Raw genomic sequence first — 19051 nt, 5'->3', positions numbered from 1 at the left:
TTTCTCCATGAACATTTTAATTCTGGGTAATGATTCAGATGCTCATGCTACTCATATAAAAGATGCTCTCACCCAAGCCGGTGCAGAAGTAGATTATTTAGATACCTATCTGTTTCCAAGACAATTACGTCTGTCTTGGCAACCTGATACCCTGGTTGGGTGCTTGACGCTACCCGGAGGTCGCCAGTTGAATTTTCAAGATATTCACAGTGTATTTTGGCGCAATTTTTCCGGTGTTGGCGTTGCACATTTAAAAGATGCAAATCAACAGCAAGTTGCATTGAACGATTCCATGAGTACAGTGCGATCGCTAATGCAAGCTTGTCCGGCTCGCTGGATTAATTCCTGGCAGGCATACCAATTTCATAAAGAAAAACCACTACAACTGAGTCTGGCAAAGCAAATAGGAGTGACAATTCCTGCAACTTTAATCAGTAACAACCCAGAGCAAGTTAGGGAATTTGTCCAATCTCAGAAAAAAGTAATTTTTAAGCCAGTTTATGGTGGCGCTCATACCAAGTTGGTGACAGAGGCGCATTTAGAACCTAATCGGCTGGACTTGGCTTTGAGTATTTCTCCAATCACAATACAAGAGTATATTCCTGGGACAAACATTCGCAGTTATGTGATTGGTGAATCAGTCTATTCTGCGGAAATTCGCAGTCAAGCTTTGGACTTTCGGGAAGATTTAGAGTCCGAGTTAATTCCGATAGATTTGCCCGAATCAGTTCACCAACAATGTTTAGCAATATTAAAGGCATTTATGCTCGATTGGACTGCTATTGATTGGCGTCTTAAGCCAACGGGCGAGTATGTATTTTTAGAGGCAAATCCTAGTCCCATGTTCAGACATTTTGAGCGTCAAACTGGTTTTCCGATTACACAAAAATTGGTCAATCTGTTAATGTATTAACTCGGACTTAAGAGGCGATCGTAATTTTGCCAATCATTCCCGCCTCTGTATGTCCGGCTACCGTACAGCGCAGGTTGTAGGTTCCCGATTTCATGGGTACAAACACCCATTCTGCCATAGCGCCCGGTTTAAGTTCCAATTCGTGAATCGCTCCTTTAATTTCCACCTTACCCGCTTCAACTTTTTGAGTCCAACTCGCATCAGCAAAGTCTTTAGCAGTAAAATAATGTTTCTGCGAACTGGGATTTTTCAGCACTAATTTATAGCGCTTGCCAGATTCAAATTCTAATAGATTGGGAAAAAACTTTAGTTCCCCAGCTTCGTTACCTAAACTAACAGTAATTTCGGTGACAGGCTGCCGAGACAAATCACCTGCAGCACTAACAATTGCCGCCGGCATCAAGATTGTACTCAAACATAAAATTACTCCCAAAATCACCTTGAAAGTTTTTTGTAACCGCTGACAGCGGTAGAATTTGCCTAATTGCCAACCGAGTATATTGATCATGGCTGTTCTAACTCCTGTTAACTATTAACTGACTAATGACTACTCACTGCTGACTTAATTCGATCGCCAAACTTCATCCCAAGGCCCGCCCCCAACTTCCAAACCGCATAAAGAACTTTGAGCCTCTAAGATAATTCTAGAACGCTGCTTGCCATTTTTTTCCACATTTCCCCCCAACAACTCTCGCAGTTGCAAGCGCAATTCGCCGTGCGTCGTATCCCGGCAGCAAAAAGCCATACCTTTTTCTGTAGGAGCTCGCAGATAAGTACCAGAACTGTTTGTAGTGCCAATTAACTCAATTTCAAACTGACTGTTTCTCGCCTGCATTTTCCAGCTTCCCCAAGGTTCAATATTCCAACTAACTTCCGAATTCCAAGGCACAAATTCGTAAAACTTACCTCGGTAATGCAGACAAATCATTGCTACCGATTCCATCCACCACAGCACGCCCCGCTTGCCGCCGCCAGCAGTTAAAGCTAAATCATTTTCGCCTTGAAAACAATTGCAATTAATCCAAAACCACTTTTGCGGAAAAGCACCGCCCCAGTTTTTTTCGCTGTAAGCGGGAGCATCTTTAAATTCGTAGCGTTCGCCGTTCCAATCAATCCAGCCAGTGGCTAAACCATGAGCCATTAAAATTTGCCATCCCGGCTCAAATACAGGCAGGAAAGATAGCATTCCCGCAGTTGATTTCTGGATTTCTTCAGAGTTCCCCCAGCCATAAATAGGTTGGATTTCGTATTGCCAAAAACAGTGGCTGCCACTTCCCGGATCGTGCAGATAACCTTGATTTAAAGTAGCAGTAGCTTGATAGCCTTCTTCGACGCTGCTGTCGAATACTTGCGGTTCTAAATATCCGGGTTTAAGTTGTAAATCTGTTTTGCCCCAATGTCCGAAAGCCAAACCTTCTCGGTGTGCCCAAAACTTATTTACATCGGGAAAGGTGCGACACAAATAGCTATCTTTCGGACCGAGAATTTGAGCTGCACCGCCACTGTAACGTTGACCGCCTCTGGGGTCTTCTATTGAATACATGAATGCAAAGGATTGTCCGTGAATCGGTAATGTTATTCGGTAGTACCACCCTTCAAAAAAGCGCCGGGAACTGCCGTCCCAGTGGTAGCCGCTGTGGGGAGTTTCAATAGTTTTGAGTTTTGAGAGTGAATTTGACATAAAATTACCAATAGCAAGATTTTAATAGTTGTAAGTTGTGAGTTTAGGCAAGAGAAGCAGCAGGAAATTCGGCAACAGATTGGCTCGACGGATTTAATGGATAGAATTCCCAATTACCGATTACCAATTACCGATTACCCATTACCAATATGATAGGTTATTAATTATGTCTTTAGCACTTTGGCGATCGCCCTTAGCTCACGCGCTCCACCGCAACCGCAGTCTCGCTTTTGCCCGCTACTTGCAACTAGCAACTGTTCGCGCCACCGGGCGTCCGGCCAACCGCACTGTGGTGTTTCGAGGTTTTTTAGCTGATACTAATCAGTTGAAATTTATTACAGATATTCGCAGTCAAAAAGCCGAGGAAATTAACCTCTATCCTTGGGGGGAAATTTGCTGGTATTTCCCAAAAACTCGCGAACAATTTCGGATTGCTGGAAAGCTAGTTTTGGTAGGGCCAGATTATCCAGAGGCAGAGTTGTGTTCATCGCGGTGCACAACTTGGCAGGAGCTTTCAGAGGCGGCTAGAGCGCAGTTTGCTTGGCCGCATCCGGGGGATGACAAAGCCGAGGCTAGTGCTTTTGATTATGCTTCCCCAAATGCGATCGAGCCGCTGCCTAATTTTTGCTTGCTGTTGTTAGAACCGGAAACGGTGGATTTTTTGGAGTTGCGGGGGGAACCGCAAAACCGATCGCTTTATCGGCGCGACGGGGAGGGAAATTGGTCTGTGCGATCGGTTAATCCTTGAAAAAGAAGTCAGTAGTCAGTAGTTATTGGTTATTGGTTATTTGTTGTCAGTTCCAATGCGCAATGCCAATGCCCAATGCCCAATTCAAATTTTAGATGCCGGTGCCGTCAAAAAACTCTTGAATTGCTTTATCTTTTAACTGACACGTGGTAGCAACAGCTAATTGGGTTTTTTCAGCTACAGCTACATTGCTGGTTTGATTTAAAGTTGGGAATGCTGAAGGCGAATTGGGAACAGAATTTAAGGAGACAGATGCTTGAGGAAGCAAACTTTTCACTTGCTGTTCGAGGGATTCGATACGATCGAGCAAAGAGCGAATTACCACTGCTTCCGAATCCGGCAAACTGCCGTGTTCTAGCGGATTGACGCGCACTCCCGATCGATAGACGATGCGGCCGGGAATCCCTACCACTGTGCAGTCAGATGGTACGTCGCGGAGCACGACGGAACCGGCGCCGATGCGGACGTTATTGCCAATTTGCAGATTGCCGAGTACCTTGGCGCCGGCACCGACAACTACGTTTTCGCCTACGGTAGGGTGACGCTTGCCGCTTTGTTTGCCAGTACCGCCGAGGGTGACACCTTGGTAAATTAGGGCAAAATCGCCGATAATGGCTGTTTCGCCGATCACAACCCCCATACCGTGGTCGATGAATACGCTTTTGCCTATGGTTGCCCCTGGGTGGATTTCAATTCCGGTCAAAAAGCGAGCAATGTGGGAAATCAAGCGGGGGATGAAGGGAAGTCCCAACACATAAAGCCAGTGTGCGAGGCGGTGCAGCACTAGGGCCTGAAGACCGGGGTAGCAAAACAAAACTTCCAGCCAGTTGCGAGCGGCAGGGTCGCGATCGAAAATTATACTGAAGTCAGCTCTAAGAGTCTTTAGCACTTTCGGAGTTACCTATTTTGGTTAAACACGCCACTTTCGATTTTACATTTTACTGGATGGGAGAAGTGAGCGGTCGATCGGGAGATTGGCTAGTGGGAGATTAAGAGTGTGGGAGATTGGGGCAGTGGATCGCTCGGAGATGGGAAGATGGGGGTAGAATTTGACGGCATTTTATTGTGGCTATGCCACAGCGTCGCTGCGTTCTATTCCTGTACAGAGATTGTATAGTTAGACTTGACTCCGGGTTCGACAGTACCGACCCAAATCTTGTAAGAGCCTGCTTGCCAGTCTGAATCAACTATGCCAGCATCTTTATTCTGACCTATATCGTCTCCGCAGCGCACCGCATTACCGGGGCCTTGTACGAGTAAGGTTGTGTCCTTGCCTCCGCTGTTGACTTGGAGCGTGAGTTTTGAAAAGTTTTCCTGCAAGACTATGATGTGGTCGGGAGTTGGGGTGGCAAAACCCAAACATTTGTTTTTGTGGCGATCGGCGTTGGCTATCACAGATAGAGAGTACGATCCGCCTGTGGAACCTCTCAAAACTGCTGTTGGGGCTGCAAAACCTCGCGATAAAGTTAAAGTGCCGAAATTAGCTGTTTCTGCTAAAACTGGTAGGGCGGCGATCGCGGCAATCGCAGCCAAGAGCGCACCGTTTTTGAAATTGGGTCGCTGATTATACAACATGGCAATACTCCTCGGTCACAACTTAAAATCACAACTCAGAATTTACCCATCGCAGCCCCTCGAATACAAACTATGGAGGAAGAATAATTTTTAAATTAGTTCAAAACCTCCTGGCTTCTCTTCCTTATGTCTATCAGGACAATCCCTGTACGATCGCGCTCGCTTGTGCCACTCGGATTTCTGCCACAGGCGAGCCACTCATATCCGAAATTGTACGGTGTCAAGATGATAAATTTGATACTCCTCGCCTTGCTGTTGGCCATCGGTTCCCTATTGACACAGGCCTTGGTATTGTTACCTATAAGCCTATCCGGCTGGCTACACCTCCCTAATTGGCTGAGCCTGGCCTTGATTTTTCTGGCTACTTCTTGGTGCTTGGGGGATTAGTCAGCAGTCAGCAGTCATGAGTTACGAGCTATTAGTGATTAGTCAAAAGTTAACGATCGATCATTCCGTTTCTCCCAAGAGTCAAGGCCCGATTGTCCCCGGTTTGATGATGTATACTTCACAATTGACAATTCAAGAATCTAAAATCTAGGATTTGACATCTACCTATAGAATGATGCAACGACAAGTTTATTCAATCTCAGCATTTCCCTCTTCTGACAAAACCCTCGCGGAAACTCCTAAGAAACAGGAGCGTCCGATACACCGGGCGATCGTGTTAATGCTGGTGGCAACAGGTTTGCTGGGCCTGCACGCTAGTCGGCTGGTGGAATTGCAACTGATACAAGGGAAGCAACACCGGGAACGAGCCGAAAACAATCGCGTTCGCCTAGTGCCAATGCCGGCGAATCGCGGACATATCATCGATCGCAAGGGCAACTTGCTAGCAGCAAACAATTTAGCTCGATCGGTATATTTGTGGCCGAAAGAACAAACGCCGGAAGAGTGGAAAGCGACAGCAGAAAAGTTGAGTCCGCTGCTTAAAATCCCGGCGAAAGAAATTTTAAAAAAATTAAAAGAGGTCGATCCTCAATCCTACAGACCGGTGCGGCTCAAGCAAGCAATGCCGCCAGAGGTGTTTGTGCCACTAGCAGAACAGGTGGGACAGATGCGGGGAGTGGAAGTGCGGCCAGAAGCGAACCGCTACTATCCCGAAGGCAGTTTGGCTGCTCACGTGATCGGATATATTGGCGAAGCTACTGCAGCAGACTTGGAAGCTCATCCTGAATATCCGATGGGGATGATTGTCGGTCAGATGGGCATAGAAGCGAGTTCTAACAAGAAGATTGCAGGAGTTTGGGGCGATCGACTGATCGAGGTAAATGCCCAAAATCAAGAATTGCGGCTGATGGGAGAGACACCGCCCAAACCCGGTGAGGCGGTGCAGCTAACCATAGACTTGTCCATGCAAAAAGCAGCCGAAAAAGCCTTGGGGAACCGCCGGGGAGCAGTAGTGGCGCTGGATGTCAAAACCGGGGCGGTATTAGTTATGGCCAGCCACCCGACTTTTGACCCCAATCTGTTTACGCGAAAAATCACTAAGGATGAGTGGCAAACTCTTCAAGACCAGGAAAATCCATTTTTGAATCGGGCCATGCAAGGCTATCCCCCCGGCAGCACGTTTAAAATTGTGACTTCCGTCGCGGGTCTGGAGTCGGGCAAATTTTCGCCGGACTCAATTCTCGGTACTTCGTCTTACATTACTGTGGGGGGAATTGATTTTAACGAACACAGCGGCGGTTACGGCGACATCGGCTTTCGGGAGGCTTTGGCTTTCAGCAGCAATACATTTTTTTATCAAGTGGGGATTAGTACGGGGCCGGAGCAAATTTCTAAGTGGGGACACCGCTTGGGAATTGGCAAGGATACGGATTTGAATCTTTTGGGGCTAGGCGGTGGCACTCACGGTCAAATCCCGACGCCGGAGGAGAAGGAGAAAATTTATAAAGAACCTTGGTATGCGGGTGATACGGTAACCATGTCGATCGGTCAGGGGTTGGTGTTAGTGACTCCTTTGGAGGCCGCTGTGATGGTGAGTTCGATCGCTAATGGAGGCTATCGGCTGAAGCCTCATCTTTTGACTTCTATGACCGGCACAGCGGAGACTAAACGGGTACATACAGGGATGAAACCTTCAACAATTAAGGTGGTTAAGGAGGGACTGATCGCGGTGGTTGCCGAGGGTACTGGGCAGGGGATGAATGACGGTACGATTCCGATGACCGCAGGCAAAACAGGGACTTCGGAGGTTATTGGACAGGAGGATCACTCTTTATATGTAGCGTTCGGGCCTGCTGACAAGCCGGAAATTGCGATCGCCGTGGTTGTGGAAAATGGCGGTTATGGTTCTGTTGCCGCGGCCCCGATCGCCAAAGAGGTATTTCAAGCTTATTTTGGGCAACCGAAAAAGGTGAAGCAGCCAGTAGTTATTAGTCCTTAGTCCTTAGTTATTGGGTATTGGGAATTGGGCATTGGGAATTGGGCAAGTTTCTTGTTTTTCCTTCTTCCTTCTTCCTTCTTCCTTCTTCCTTCTGACTAATTCAGCCGCATAAATATTGTAGCTTTGCGAATTCCTGCGATCTCTCCCGTACTGGTGACAGTGAGCGATCGCAAGTGGTCGAACAAGGGTCTTGCCGAAAGTTCAATTAACCTCAACAGCGGGATTTGTTTTTCCCAAATTGCTCTGCTGGAGGGCCAGTCTAAATAAAAATAGCCGTCGTTAGATGGCGGTAGCGGTTCAATGCTGGTTTGAAAATCTTGATGGGCAACTAAAGAGCCTGTTTCGGCTGCTTCTAGTGCTGCGTCCATTGCTTCTACTGAAGTGGTAAAAATTTCGTATTTGCCGACGGTAGCTCGAACTCCTTTTGCCTCGGTTTCGATCGCACTTTTTCTATTATTTTCTTTTCCATAATTCTGGCTCGTTGTCAACTGCGTCCAAGCGGTAATTTTCTGGTTTCTGAGAGTGAAGCTGCCGATGCTGTATTCTTTGCTGCGGGCAATTTCATCCAGTTTGTCGATCGCCTTTTGGGAATCAGCAGATTTTTCGGCGGCAAAAATCCAGTCCGCATTGTCTGACGAATTCGGAAGCACTGCTAAAGCGTATTCTCCTTGTACCCAATCAAATATATCCTGCGGCAGGTTGACGCCCCAAAGTTGCTGAATATCTGCCAGAGCGCGATCGATTAATTTTGAGACTTCTGCATTAGTGGACACCGCCGATGACAAATCAGTCCAAAAATTCCTTAAATCGGTGCTGGCGACCGCGAAAGGACTGGCTGAGGGAATGTATTGCAAGGCTTGCACAGGTTCGGAGAGTGTTGGAGAAGCTGTGTTTTCTCGCGATGTCACTAAAGCGGTTTGAGCCAGCAATCCCCGTCGGTTGACTCCGACAGCAACTGCGAGGGAATTAAGAGAAACTTGGGGATTTTGCTCGGTTGCTGATTGCGGGAGATGGACAAATGCTAAAGCGATTCGGCCTTGAGTTAGCTGCTGCAAAGCTTTTTGATATTCCGGGGTATTATCGAGATTTAGGTTAGCTGATTCAACGTTATTAATTGCCTCTCGAATCACAATCGGGCTATTGGAGAATAAAACAAAACTTTGGTTATTCCCAGAATTTAAATTGCTGCCGATGGCTGCTGTTGCGAAGCTGGATGGCAACTTTGAATTCGGCAGAGAAAACGGGTTAAAAGGCGAAAGCGAAGCAGATTTTTTCTTTGCTATTGGTGCTTGTTTATAATTAATTTTCACGCCTTTATATATTTCCGACTGCACTGTTTTATCGCCACGAGATTGTTTGCGCCAGTAGGAGTCGAGAAATTGTTGACTGCGATCGACCTTTTGGGAGGAAACGGCCAGTAAAAACCCAGCTTGTTGGCCGTTCCTGCTGTCGCCATCGAAATCTGGCGTTGTGACGGCGAGGGTAATTTCGTCACCTATCCAAGGTTGGATATCTCTACTGTAATCGAGGCCTGTATTGGCGAGGAAACTTTTTTTGATTTGCTCAAATTCTGCGTGCGATTGACTTCTTTCTTCAGGAGTGGCAAAAACTTGTCGCAATGCTTCGAGGCGATCGGGATTTACCAGCATTGATGCTAACAAAGGTGCTTGTTTCGAGACAAACACAGCCGCAGCCGGAGTAGTTGTCGGCCCGCCGGCGAGCAAATTCAGGGGAGTTTGAGTTGTCAGCCAGTAAAAACCACCGGCACTCAAGCCTAAGAGTGCCAAGACGCCCGCAATGAGGAAAGAAAAGAACGATCGCAGCTTCATACAACAAGGACTAATGACCACAGTCTATTATTAACTAGAGTAGCGCATGACCGTAGCTGTCGGCAGATACTTTTTGTGCTGCTCGCAAAAAAAAGATAAACTAAAATATTCTCCAATTCTAAAATCCAAGTAAAATGCTAACAATATCAACGCCCGCCGAACAGCGAGTTTTACTGCAAAAGATCAGTTGGCAATTATATGAAAGCCTGCTAGCGGAACTGGGCAACAAACGTTCCACCAGAATTGCTTATCATCAAGGTCAATTAGAAATTATGGTGCCGCTACCGGAACATGAAAATCGCAACCGGCTGATCGATCGCTTAATTGTAACTCTCCTAGAAGAACTCAATCTAGAGTACAACCCCTTTGGATCGATGACTATTAAGAAACGCAAAAAAGCAGCCGGAAAAGAACCAGATTCCTGTTATTATATCCAGAATGAAGCACTGGTCAGAGGGAGAACAGAATTAGACTTTGCTCAAGATCCGCCACCTGATTTAGCACTCGAAATTGATATTACCAGCAGTTCCTTAAATCAATTCGATTTATATGGAGATTTAGGCGTACCAGAAATTTGGCGTTACGACGGACGAAGCATCAAGTTTTATCCATTGCAAAATGGCGAATATGCGGAGTGCAATTTTTCTCTGGCTTTCCCCATGCTACCGACTGCAAAAGTTGACGAATTTATCGATCGCTGTCAAACTACAGGCGCAACCGCAGCAGTGCGAGAATTCCGGGAATGGGTAAAAAATCAGTAATTGTTGAGTCTACCACGGCACTCCTCGCGCATCGGAAAAATCTGCATCTAGAACCGCCCCCGGATCGAATACAGCATCAGTTAAATCAGCTTTTCTAAACGACGTTATCGACAATTTTTCTATCTGTTCAACAGCGATAAAAAATCCGATCGCAGTTAACCCAAGAATTACCCCCGAAACCAAAAATAAGACAATTCCCCTGATAGTATCTCCGCCCAAAAATGTCACAATACCGCTAGCGCCGATCGCAGCAGCAGCCCCAGCCACAGCCCCCGCCACAATCCCAGCCTCGCACCGAGTCGCAGCAATTGCCGTAGCAGCGGTTCCGGCCACCGCCACAGCCCCCGCATCCGCCCCGGCAATCAGTCCAATCAAAGCCCCAGCCGTCGTCACTGTCACCGCAGTCACCCCAGCCCTAGCAATCAAATTTCTCACCCGCCTGCGGCTTTGTCCGGTTCTGACACCCTGAAAATTTGCCCCCCTCAAAATCGCCCCAGTGAAATTGCAGCCTCGAATGTCGCAACCGCTGAAATTCGCCCCTGACAAGTCAAGCCCTTTAAAAGAACGGTTCCGCAAGTTTTGGTTAGCAAAATTGAAATTTCGAGGTTGAGTCATTCGATTTTAGATTTTAGATTTTAGATTTTAGATTTTAGATTAACCAACCCAAAGACCTAGGGTTATAGATTTTAGATTTTAGATTATAGATTTTAGATTAACCAACCAAAGGGCATTTAGAATAAAGCCTGTGGTTTATAACGAGTTTCCATGTCTCCCATCTCCGAATCCCCATTTTCCCCCGAACAAATTGCCGGTGAAAGACTCACACCTGAAGAATATGAAGAAATCGTTCAGCGTCTAGGTCGCCATCCCAATAAAGCTGAATTGGGAATGTTCGGCGTCATGTGGAGCGAACACTGCTGTTACAAAAATTCGCGGCCGCTATTAAAACAGTTTCCCACAGAGGGCGATCGTATTCTAGTCGGACCCGGAGAAAATGCCGGCGTCGTAGACTTGGGAGATGGCTTGCAACTCGCCTTCAAAATTGAATCCCACAACCACCCGTCAGCAGTCGAACCTTTCCAAGGTGCAGCAACCGGTGTCGGGGGGATTCTCCGCGATATCTTCACAATGGGCGCTCGCCCGATCGCACTTTTGAATTCCCTGCGTTTCGGCAACTTAGACGACCCTAAAACTCAGAGATTGTTCAAAGGCGTAGTATCGGGAATTTCTCATTATGGAAATTGCATCGGAGTACCCACAGTTGGCGGTGAAGTTTACTTCGATCCTGCTTATTCCGGCAACCCATTAGTTAACGTGATGGCCTTGGGTTTAATGGAAACTCAAGAAATCGTAAAATCTGGGGCATCGGGCATCGGAAATCCCGTCCTGTACGTCGGTTCAACTACTGGCAGAGATGGCATGGGAGGAGCAAGTTTTGCCAGTGCAGAATTGACCGACAAATCAATGGACGATCGCCCTGCCGTCCAAGTAGGAGATCCATTTTTAGAAAAATCCTTAATTGAAGCTTGTTTAGAAGCATTCAAAACCGGTGCAGTCGTCGCCGCCCAAGATATGGGTGCGGCCGGAATCACCTGTTCGACATCAGAAATGGCAGCCAAAGGCGGCGTCGGCATTGAATTCGATTTAGACAAAGTTCCCGTTCGAGAAAGCGGTATGGTTCCTTACGAATACCTGCTTTCGGAATCCCAAGAACGGATGTTGTTTGTTGCCCAAAAAGGACGCGAACAGGAATTAATCGATATTTTCCACAGATGGGGATTGCACGCCGTAGTAGCAGGGACAGTCATCGAAGAGCCGATCGTCCGAATTCTATTTAAAGGCGAAATCGCTGCCGAAATTACTGCAACTGCTTTGGCAGATAACACGCCAATTTATCACCGAGAATTGTTGACAAAGCCGCCCGAATATGCTAAAAAAGCATGGGAATGGACGGCGGATTCCCTGCCACAATCCACAGTTACAGGTATCGAAATTAACGGTAATTTCCAAACTTGGAATCAGATTTTGCTGACGCTTTTAGATACTCCCACCATCGCTTCTAAACGCTGGGTTTATCGCCAATACGACCATCAAGTGCAAAACAATACTGTTGTTTTACCGGGAGGCGCTGATGCTGCGGTTGTCAGATTGCGTCCGCTAGAACCCTGCCAATCTTCCCTTGGTAACGGGCTAGAAGTACACCCCCTTGCTAAGGGAGATTTACAGAGAGAAAATGCTATTTCTCTAGCTTCTGAAAGCAAACAGGAAGAAGAGGTAATTCCTCTATTTAAAAAGGCACAAGGTAGGGAAACTCCAAAAGTTTCTCCCCCCCTTAGCAAGAAGCAAGCGCCCCTGGGAATGATTCCCGGAGTTGCTGCAACGGTTGATTGCAATTCTCGTTATGTTTATCTCGATCCTTATGAAGGTGCAAAAGCAGTCGTAGCGGAAGCAGCGAGAAATTTAAGTTGTGTGGGTGCTGAACCTCTCGCAGTTACTGATAATTTGAATTTTGGCAGTCCCGAAAAGGCGATCGGATATTGGCAGTTAGCGTCAGCTTGTCGCGGGATTGCTGATGCTTGTCGGGAGTTGGGAACGCCTGTTACTGGCGGCAATGTTTCTCTTTACAATGAAACGGTTGATGCGGAGGGGAATCCTCAACCAATTTATCCAACTCCGGTAATCGGAATGGTGGGGTTAATTCCCGATTTGAAGAAGATTTGCGGTCAAGCTTGGCTAAAGAAAGGTGATTTAATTTATGTGCTGGGAATTGGTGAATCATCTCAAAACTCAGAACTTCCATCTGAAAGCTCAAAAATCCAAACTTCTCCTACTCTCGGAGCTTCGGAATATTTAGCTGCAATTCACGGGATTGTAGCTGGGAAACCGCCAAGGATAGATTTTGAGTTAGAAAGAAAAGTGCAATCGGTTTGTCGTGATGGAATTCGGCAAGGTTGGGTAGGTTCTGCCCATGATTGTGCGGAAGGTGGAATTGCGATCGCCCTCGCGGAATCCTGTATCTCTGCTAAAATGGGTGCCGAAATTCATCTCAGTTTTAATTCAGCAAGTGTCAGCCGCTGGGATGAAATTTTGTTTGGTGAAATGGGCAACTGCATTGTAGTTTCAGTCGCGCCGAAAAATCAAGAAATTTGGGAGTCTTACCTGCAAGAACATTTGACCAAAATGTGGCAGAAAATTGGTTTAGTTGGCGGGGCTGAATCAGCTTTTCGGGTTTTTAGTGCTGACAATCAAGCGTTAATTGAGGTTGGGATGAGTGAGATTGGCGATCGATTCTATAATGCGATCGAGCGTCGGATTGCATCTGTTTGATTGCGCCTCATACACAGGGCGGTTGAAACCGCGTCTACACAGACGAAACCCCGCCTTCGCGGGTTAGATTTCTTGAGCCCGCGAAGGCGGACTTTGTTTGTGTAGTAGCGATTGAAAGAGACTGTTGGCGAATATCTGAGGGATCAAACCTCTCAGATATCGCCGTCATGAATAGGCAGAATGATTGTGTAATCACGCACCATATTAAATTATTTATTATTACTCTTCACCCTCGTGACAGGTCCTTGATTCCAGAAATGACCGCCTCCGTAGCACGAACCTCCTTTCTCAAAGGCAATACCTATATGAAAATGCGCGACGAATTAGGAGTATTGTATTTAGATGCTGACTTTATTACCTTGTTTTGAGCTGACTGCGGTTAAATTGCTTTATCACCTAGATAATTAGCATTCATCAGTGTTATCCAATTTGCAGAGTGATTGACTGACCGATAAGCGACTGTCAGAAGCCGTAGAGATTGGAAATATGCTTATTCGATTAGAAATTACTGATAGTGGTTTTGATAATTAAGTTTTAAGTGAATGGATAAGTCGGTTAATTTCAGCAGGACCTGAAAGTCAATTACCAGCTCAAATGCTAGCACATTTTCAAGATAGAGGAGGGTTCAAAGCTAGAGGGAAAGCCAGAAGTGATTTGACTCATGTCATCGGAACCCTTCGGAAAATGAACCGCCTAGAATGCGTTGGAGAAACTTTAAGTCAGGCCTTAAATCAGTTAGCAACTGTTGCCGATGAATGGTTATTAACATTAGTCAATCAGGATTGGTCTGAGCGTTATGGCACGAGATTTGAGCAATATCGCTTGCCGAAATCTGAAACTGAAAAACACAGATTGGCATTGACTATTAGCGATGATGGTCATCACTTGTTGTCAGCTTTGTATGACCCCTTGAGTCCTGAATGGTTGCGCCAGCTCAAAGCGGTAGAAATTTTACGCTGTGCCTGGATACAGTAATATGGGTGGTGCAAAGGTAAAGTTTATTGGCCAGAAGCCGATGATTTACCGCCCCACAAGCAGTTAATTACTTCGCCTTACGATATCGAGGCTCGCAATCGGACAAAAAGAGATACTAATTGGACAGGTTATACAGTAAATCTTACAGAAACTTGCGATCGAGATTTGCCTCATTTAATTACCAATATGGAAACGACACCCGCAACTACTGGAGTTGTCGAAATGACTCAGGTGATTCATCAAGCTTTAGTTGATAAACACCTGTTACCACAAAAACATATTGTCGATACAGCTTATGTTGATGCTCAACACTTGCTCACAAGTGAGACTCAATTAGGCCTTGAACTCCTTGGCCCTGTACCCTCCAACTCAAGTTGGCAAGAAAAAGCCAAGCTGGGCTTTGAGCTTTCTTGTTTTACCGTTGATTGGGAGCATCGCCATGCTACTTGTCGGCAATGCCACATCAGCAAATCCTGGCATCAATGCTCGGATAACTATGGCTATCCCGTGATTCAAGTCCGTGAACGTCTGCCCGATTGCGTGGCTTGCTCTGTTCGCTCTCAATGTACTCATTCACCGGCTAGGGCTCGTGTTCTGACTCTCATACCTCAACCTCTTTATGAAGCGGAAGCGAAGCTCTAGCCAAAGGTAGGGCTAGACAACATACCCAGGAGTTTAAGCAGCGTTATGCCCTACGGGCTGGTGTTGAAAGTTCGCTATTTCAAGGAATTCGTGTTTTTGGTTTGCGTGAGGCTCGTTATATGGGTATTGCCACAACTCGTCTGCAACATATTGTGACTGCCGCTGCGATGAATCTGTCAAGAATGTGGGCATTTTGGCACCACATTCAGATTGGCTTGCCCCCTGTCTGTCGTTTTTCCGCTCTTTTTCCTTCTGCCTCATCATCGTTTGTTTCCATGATTATGGGATGTTTGGTTTCACCCTTTTTTAATTCGCCAACAGTCTCTTGAAACTGGGGCTACACCAACGAAGTAGATAAGATTCGGCGGTTGAAAGCGCTGTATAGGGCCGATTGGAAGAAGTATGGTGCTCTTCAGCGCACTTTACGCTATTTTGAGAAAAAACAAGCTTTCGTTAGTGGAGTTTTTAAACTGTCCACTCGCTGCGAGTCTTCTTTGAGACTCAAACCCTACCTACACCGTTGAAATATTTAGTAAAAAGCCCGATCGCACTGTTCACTTATCGAAACTGTCCCTTCCTCTCCTGACCGCTTCACTCACGCTATCTATTCTTTAAGTTAATGAACCAAAAGATATATTTGACTTAGAGGCACTATGCAGAAACAAATCATACGCCAAAAAGATACTAATGCTTGGATACTTCAGTGCTGGCTTTCTTTTATTCTTGCCATTTCTGCAACTACTGTAGGTATCATTTATTTACAGGTAGATCCCTGGCAAAAAGCTTTTATGGGTATGGGTTTAACTTTTTCAGTCGGCTCGTCTTTTACTTTAGCAAAAACCATTCGCGATAACAACGAGGCAACAACATTAACTGCCAGAATCGACGAAGCTAGAGTTGAGAAAATTCTCGCTGAACACCATCCTCTCAAATAATGTTGGCTATACAATGTATACAAAAAACAGCCCGCGCGGGCTGTTTTTGTTGTTTGAGCCACAGGTTTCAAGCTGCGGATGGGAATTGGGGATTTCAAGGGCTACCTTTGAACTTACGATCGCGCAACTTATTCTTTTGTCGCTGGCGAACACCGGCCTGAACCATCGCCATATCCACCGGAAAACCAACGACTGGCATCACCTGATTCTTGCGTTCTTCTTCCAGATTCTTAAGTTCGGTGTAATCAACCCAGTGAATGCAATTCACCGGACAAGTGTCGATCGCCTCAGCAATCAAATCTTCAGAATCCCCGTCTTGTCGCACTACGCGCGATCGACCGTAATCCGGTTCAATATAAAAAGTATTGCGAGCAACGTGAGCGCAGTGCTTGCAGCCAATGCAGGTAATCTCATCAACATAGACACCTTTTTGGCGCAACACACCGCCCAATTCCGGTTCCAAACCAGAGCGATCGGGCGCATCCCGCAAAAAACCTCCCAACTCCGGCTCTAAACCAGAGCGATCGCTTGCTGTATCTATTCCGAGTCCAGAAAGCTCAGACATTTAGACCCCCACAATAGTAAATAAGTCCGCGAAAGCGGACTTTGATGAGACAAGATTGCAAAAATCTCGAAAAATTATTAAGCGCACCAGCGTTGCACCACCAAGCGGAGTGAACCGTCTTGATTTTGCTTTTGCTCAGAAATTTGGAAACCCTGCTTAGCGCTTTCATTCACCACAGTATGGTAAGCGTAGCGCTGAGTCACCTTATTCAGAAAACGGTCTACAGACCAAGCTTGCTGCCAAAACTGCAAGTCAGCCACCAATTCATACTCAGTCCCGTTCCAGCTAAAACCTACGTCGTAGCCGTTTTTTTGCTCAATCACGACCTCAGCGGTGCTGGTGAGACCGCGATAGCCACGCACCTCAGTCGGGCCCGACTTCCAGTCGATACCCAAGTCAGTTAAAGCAGCTTCCAAAGAATTCAAATTGCGGATCTGGGTCTTAATTTGGCTAAAATGTGACATGGTGGTTCCAAAAAAACTTAAGTGAACTCAACAACAAAAATTACCAATCGCTAAAAGCCACTTGGGCCGTCGCTTCGGCTGACTGATGCAGCGCTTGCGTGAAATATTCAGATGTTGACTCTTGGTGAAGCACCACGCCGAGCTGAGCTTCAATTGCAGCCGTTACCTCAGCACAGGAAGCACCGACAATGCCGGTGACTGTTTCCTGTACGCGACCATCTGGATAGATCACAAACTCTAGTGTTTCCATAATTCGGGCTGACTGAATAGGAATATTGAGAACAGACACCGACACCAGCAAGCCAGGGACGATGCCTCCTGAAGTAGCTTCTTGAGAGTTGGCTGACTGACAAAGCGCTATATCAATTTTGACCAATTGATAGGTTTTGAGTCACAACTTAACAGAACTTATTAATATGTAGAAGCAATACATCAGTTGTATGTAAAGTTTCGCGTAGATCGTGACAGCAGTCAAGTCATACATGAGTGGTGAATTTTAGCAACGGCTATTTGGGATCGATCGTCGGGGAGAGAGGATAGATCGCGAGATAGTAGGCCGAGGGTAAGGTGCCGTGTGCTTTGCCCTATGGATAATAAGCTGTTGGGCATCTAAATTTTATTTTTCGGGCGGGCGGGACAGCCCAAAAAAATTCTATCGAAAGTGACGGTAAAACTTAGATGCCTCTCAATACTTCTCGGTTAAGCGCCAAATCAAGTAAACTGGTATTAATTTGTGGAGCGGTGAGGGTAAAATCGATGCCACTAAAAGAATTTATCTTAATCACTCCAATTATCGAAGCAGCATCCGTATTGAAGGCACTAGAAACAGCAATACGATCCGAAGCGATTCAACAAGCAATTGGTCAGACTCATAGCCAGCAAAAGCGCCAAAGAAAACTACCATCTGAGTTGGCGATTGGTTTGGTGATTGCCATGAGTTTGTGGTCATCGGTGTCAATGAGAACAGTTCTCAAAAATCTCGTTCATGGTTTAAGCATGAAGTGGATTCAGTTAGGAGAGTATTGGCAAGTACCAAGTAGTTCCTCAATAAGTGAAGCACGGGGTGCGAGTTGGATGTAGAGTAATGACTCAGTTATTTGAGCTAATCGTTCATCCAATGGCTTCACCACAAAGAAATGGGGCTTTTTTGGGTGGATTACGAGTCATGGCAGTAGATGGAACAGTGATAGATGTCCCAGATAGTCCAGGTAATGCGAGAGTTTTTGGGTATCCAGGAACAGGACCTGGGACTAAAGCAGCTTTTCCAAAAGTCAGATTAGTGCTACTGGTAGAAACAGGAACTCATCTAATTGTTGATGGGTTGATATGTCCATATCGTATTGAGGAGCGGGTGCGCGTTCAAAAACTCCTCCGGTCAGTTACGGAGGGAATGCTGCTGATGTGGGATAGAGGATTGCACTCTTATAAAATGGTCAATGCGACAATTAAACAATCTTGTCACTACTGAGGTCGATTACCTGCCCATGTCAAGTTTGAGGTAGAACAAGTGTGAGAAGATGGCTCTTATTTAAGTTGGATAAATCCCCATGGTAAATCTCGTAAACAAGGTGCAATAAAGATTAAAATCAGAATCATTGAGTACACAATGGACTCGGGTTCAGATCCCAAAACTTATCGTATGATTGCGAGTTTAATGTATTTAACGGTCTTGCCATATTTATTGTTAGCAGCAAAATACCACCAAAGATGGGAAATATAAAGTACCATTGATGAACTTAAAATTCATCTTTTATCTCGCAAAACTCTCATTCGTTCTCTCAAGCCTCGCGAAGTTGTTCAAGAAATTTATGGCTGGCTACTCGGACATTAGTGCATCCGTTATTTAATGTTTCAAGCGGCAGAAACAGCGAGAATTTCACCATTACGGATTGGCTTTACTGGTACTTTGAATGTGATTAGGCGGGCAATTCCTAATTTTCAAGATATTGAGGCATCTCAACTCCCTTTTTTTTCCATGGCTAAGCCACGAGATTTTAGATGAAAAGCTCCCAAAACGTCAGCGTCGAAATAATCCCCGCGTTGTTAAAAAGCCTCGCTCCAAGTTTTTGTCCAAAAAACCTGTTTATCTAGGTATTGGGACTCAGCGCCAGGAGCTTCATTTTTCTATTCTCAGTAACGCTTAGACCTTAACCGAGAAGTATTGGCTGCAAGCTATAGTCATTTCAAATAAAAAAGAGACACTATTGAGCGCAGTAGGCACAGATGAGTTCATCTAAAGATGTGCCAGGA

The 19051-nt window shown here is 45.9% G+C and carries 18 protein-coding genes and 2 pseudogenes; 11 read left to right on the top strand and 9 right to left on the bottom strand.

The annotated features are described in order from the left end of the window. Nucleotides 1-7: 7 nt before the first annotated feature. Complete coding sequence (locus QUA53_RS17575) at nt 8-913, top strand: MvdC/MvdD family ATP grasp protein (RefSeq protein ID WP_333098831.1); 906 nt, start codon at nt 8-10, stop codon at nt 911-913. Between the two features lie 7 nt (nt 914-920). On the opposite strand, the gene QUA53_RS17570 is transcribed toward QUA53_RS17575, so the two are convergent. Further along, on the bottom strand, nt 921-1421 hold the full coding sequence (locus QUA53_RS17570; protein ID WP_333098832.1) for a plastocyanin/azurin family copper-binding protein: 501 nt from the start codon (nt 1419-1421) through the stop codon (nt 921-923). A gap of 54 nt (nt 1422-1475) precedes the next feature. Continuing rightward, on the bottom strand, nt 1476-2594 hold the full coding sequence (locus QUA53_RS17565) for a tocopherol cyclase family protein (RefSeq protein WP_333098834.1): 1119 nt from the start codon (nt 2592-2594) through the stop codon (nt 1476-1478). 166 nt (nt 2595-2760) lie between these two features. Between QUA53_RS17565 and QUA53_RS17560 the strand changes: the two genes are divergently transcribed. Continuing rightward, on the top strand, nt 2761-3342 hold the full coding sequence (locus QUA53_RS17560; protein ID WP_333098836.1) for an Npun_F5749 family FMN-dependent PPOX-type flavoprotein: 582 nt from the start codon (nt 2761-2763) through the stop codon (nt 3340-3342). Nucleotides 3343-3433: 91 nt separating this feature from the next. On the opposite strand, the gene cysE is transcribed toward QUA53_RS17560, so the two are convergent. Both cysE and QUA53_RS17550 read right to left on the bottom strand, forming a co-directional pair. Beyond that, nucleotides 3434-4231, bottom strand: a complete 798-nt coding sequence (gene cysE, locus QUA53_RS17555; RefSeq protein ID WP_006634002.1) for a serine O-acetyltransferase — start codon at nt 4229-4231, stop codon at nt 3434-3436. A 203-nt stretch (nt 4232-4434) separates the two neighbouring features. Continuing rightward, complete coding sequence (locus QUA53_RS17550) at nt 4435-4917, bottom strand: hypothetical protein (protein WP_333098838.1); 483 nt, start codon at nt 4915-4917, stop codon at nt 4435-4437. A 403-nt stretch (nt 4918-5320) separates the two neighbouring features. On the opposite strand from QUA53_RS17550, the gene QUA53_RS17545 reads away from it, so the two are divergent. Together QUA53_RS17545 and mrdA are read left to right on the top strand one after the other, a co-directional pair. Then, nucleotides 5321-5455, top strand: a complete 135-nt coding sequence (locus QUA53_RS17545; RefSeq protein WP_333098840.1) for a hypothetical protein — start codon at nt 5321-5323, stop codon at nt 5453-5455. Between the two features lie 21 nt (nt 5456-5476). Beyond that, nucleotides 5477-7303 (top strand): penicillin-binding protein 2, encoded by a 1827-nt coding sequence (gene mrdA / locus QUA53_RS17540; protein ID WP_333098841.1) that lies wholly within the window; start codon nt 5477-5479, stop codon nt 7301-7303. Between the two features lie 95 nt (nt 7304-7398). On the opposite strand, the gene QUA53_RS17535 is transcribed toward mrdA, so the two are convergent. Further along, complete coding sequence (locus QUA53_RS17535) at nt 7399-9153, bottom strand: DUF3352 domain-containing protein (protein ID WP_333098843.1); 1755 nt, start codon at nt 9151-9153, stop codon at nt 7399-7401. A 113-nt stretch (nt 9154-9266) separates the two neighbouring features. Between QUA53_RS17535 and QUA53_RS17530 the strand changes: the two genes are divergently transcribed. Further along, the gene (locus QUA53_RS17530) at nt 9267-9893 is read left to right on the top strand and encodes a Uma2 family endonuclease (RefSeq protein ID WP_333098844.1); all 627 of its coding nucleotides are present in this window, start codon (nt 9267-9269) and stop codon (nt 9891-9893) included. A gap of 9 nt (nt 9894-9902) precedes the next feature. Here the strand turns inward: QUA53_RS17530 and QUA53_RS17525 are convergent, their stop codons facing one another. Then, nucleotides 9903-10508 carry a pentapeptide repeat-containing protein gene (locus QUA53_RS17525; RefSeq protein WP_333098846.1) on the bottom strand — a complete coding sequence of 202 codons (606 nt, stop codon included), beginning with the start codon at nt 10506-10508 and terminating at the stop codon, nt 9903-9905. Nucleotides 10509-10658: 150 nt separating this feature from the next. Between QUA53_RS17525 and purL the strand changes: the two genes are divergently transcribed. The 5 genes and pseudogenes from purL (at nt 10659) to QUA53_RS17510 (ending at nt 15772) form a co-directional block, all read left to right on the top strand. After that, nucleotides 10659-13220, top strand: coding sequence for a phosphoribosylformylglycinamidine synthase subunit PurL (purL, locus tag QUA53_RS17520; RefSeq protein WP_333098848.1), 2562 nt, complete (start codon nt 10659-10661; stop codon nt 13218-13220). 594 nt (nt 13221-13814) lie between these two features. Next, nucleotides 13815-14195, top strand: coding sequence for a hypothetical protein (locus QUA53_RS29265; RefSeq protein WP_445304961.1), 381 nt, complete (start codon nt 13815-13817; stop codon nt 14193-14195). 186 nt (nt 14196-14381) lie between these two features. Then, nucleotides 14382-14837: a hypothetical protein gene (locus QUA53_RS29260; RefSeq protein ID WP_445304962.1), complete on the top strand. Its 456-nt coding sequence runs from the start codon at nt 14382-14384 to the stop codon at nt 14835-14837. A 50-nt stretch (nt 14838-14887) separates the two neighbouring features. Further along, nucleotides 14888-15166: pseudogene (locus QUA53_RS29255) on the top strand (transposase); the annotation flags it as partial. A 324-nt stretch (nt 15167-15490) separates the two neighbouring features. Then, entirely contained in the window at nt 15491-15772 is a 282-nt protein-coding gene (locus QUA53_RS17510; protein WP_190662287.1) for a YiaA/YiaB family inner membrane protein, read from the top strand. Between the two features lie 94 nt (nt 15773-15866). Here the strand turns inward: QUA53_RS17510 and QUA53_RS17505 are convergent, their stop codons facing one another. The 3 genes from QUA53_RS17505 to QUA53_RS17495 all read right to left on the bottom strand — a co-directional run bounded on the left by QUA53_RS17505 (nt 15867) and on the right by QUA53_RS17495 (nt 17051). Then, nucleotides 15867-16337, bottom strand: coding sequence for a ferredoxin (locus tag QUA53_RS17505; protein WP_333098850.1), 471 nt, complete (start codon nt 16335-16337; stop codon nt 15867-15869). A gap of 77 nt (nt 16338-16414) precedes the next feature. After that, nucleotides 16415-16801 (bottom strand): DUF1257 domain-containing protein, encoded by a 387-nt coding sequence (locus QUA53_RS17500; RefSeq protein ID WP_242716193.1) that lies wholly within the window; start codon nt 16799-16801, stop codon nt 16415-16417. A 40-nt stretch (nt 16802-16841) separates the two neighbouring features. Further along, nucleotides 16842-17051 carry a DUF2997 domain-containing protein gene (locus tag QUA53_RS17495; protein WP_015176940.1) on the bottom strand — a complete coding sequence of 70 codons (210 nt, stop codon included), beginning with the start codon at nt 17049-17051 and terminating at the stop codon, nt 16842-16844. Nucleotides 17052-17647: 596 nt separating this feature from the next. On the opposite strand from QUA53_RS17495, the pseudogene QUA53_RS17490 reads away from it, so the two are divergent. Beyond that, nucleotides 17648-18803 (top strand): annotated as a pseudogene (locus tag QUA53_RS17490) (IS4 family transposase). Nucleotides 18804-19051: the final 248 nt, after the last annotated feature.

Source organism: Microcoleus sp. Pol12B3 (assembly GCF_036701355.1).
In the GTDB taxonomy this organism is placed as follows: Bacteria; Cyanobacteriota; Cyanobacteriia; order Cyanobacteriales; family Microcoleaceae; genus Microcoleus.
This window is presented reverse-complemented; position numbering and strand designations above follow the sequence as displayed.

Excerpts from the sequence above, each read along its gene's own strand:
- QUA53_RS17550 (WP_333098838.1), bottom strand. The coding sequence starts at position 4,917 with ATGTTGTATAATCAGCGACCCAATTTCAAAAACGGTGCGCTCTTGGCT.
- purL (WP_333098848.1), top strand. The coding sequence starts at position 10,659 with ATGTCTCCCATCTCCGAATCCCCATTTTCCCCCGAACAAATTGCCGGT.
- QUA53_RS17505 (WP_333098850.1), bottom strand. The coding sequence starts at position 16,337 with ATGTCTGAGCTTTCTGGACTCGGAATAGATACAGCAAGCGATCGCTCT.
- QUA53_RS17560 (WP_333098836.1), top strand. The coding sequence starts at position 2,761 with ATGTCTTTAGCACTTTGGCGATCGCCCTTAGCTCACGCGCTCCACCGC.
- QUA53_RS17525 (WP_333098846.1), bottom strand. The coding sequence starts at position 10,508 with ATGACTCAACCTCGAAATTTCAATTTTGCTAACCAAAACTTGCGGAAC.
- QUA53_RS17510 (WP_190662287.1), top strand. The coding sequence starts at position 15,491 with ATGCAGAAACAAATCATACGCCAAAAAGATACTAATGCTTGGATACTT.
- QUA53_RS29260 (WP_445304962.1), top strand. The coding sequence starts at position 14,382 with ATGGAAACGACACCCGCAACTACTGGAGTTGTCGAAATGACTCAGGTG.
- QUA53_RS17565 (WP_333098834.1), bottom strand. The coding sequence starts at position 2,594 with ATGTCAAATTCACTCTCAAAACTCAAAACTATTGAAACTCCCCACAGC.
- QUA53_RS17530 (WP_333098844.1), top strand. The coding sequence starts at position 9,267 with ATGCTAACAATATCAACGCCCGCCGAACAGCGAGTTTTACTGCAAAAG.
- QUA53_RS17570 (WP_333098832.1), bottom strand. The coding sequence starts at position 1,421 with ATGATCAATATACTCGGTTGGCAATTAGGCAAATTCTACCGCTGTCAG.
- QUA53_RS17495 (WP_015176940.1), bottom strand. The coding sequence starts at position 17,051 with ATGGAAACACTAGAGTTTGTGATCTATCCAGATGGTCGCGTACAGGAA.
- QUA53_RS29265 (WP_445304961.1), top strand. The coding sequence starts at position 13,815 with ATGCTAGCACATTTTCAAGATAGAGGAGGGTTCAAAGCTAGAGGGAAA.
- mrdA (WP_333098841.1), top strand. The coding sequence starts at position 5,477 with ATGATGCAACGACAAGTTTATTCAATCTCAGCATTTCCCTCTTCTGAC.
- QUA53_RS17500 (WP_242716193.1), bottom strand. The coding sequence starts at position 16,801 with ATGTCACATTTTAGCCAAATTAAGACCCAGATCCGCAATTTGAATTCT.
- QUA53_RS17575 (WP_333098831.1), top strand. The coding sequence starts at position 8 with ATGAACATTTTAATTCTGGGTAATGATTCAGATGCTCATGCTACTCAT.
- QUA53_RS17545 (WP_333098840.1), top strand. The coding sequence starts at position 5,321 with ATGAGTTACGAGCTATTAGTGATTAGTCAAAAGTTAACGATCGATCAT.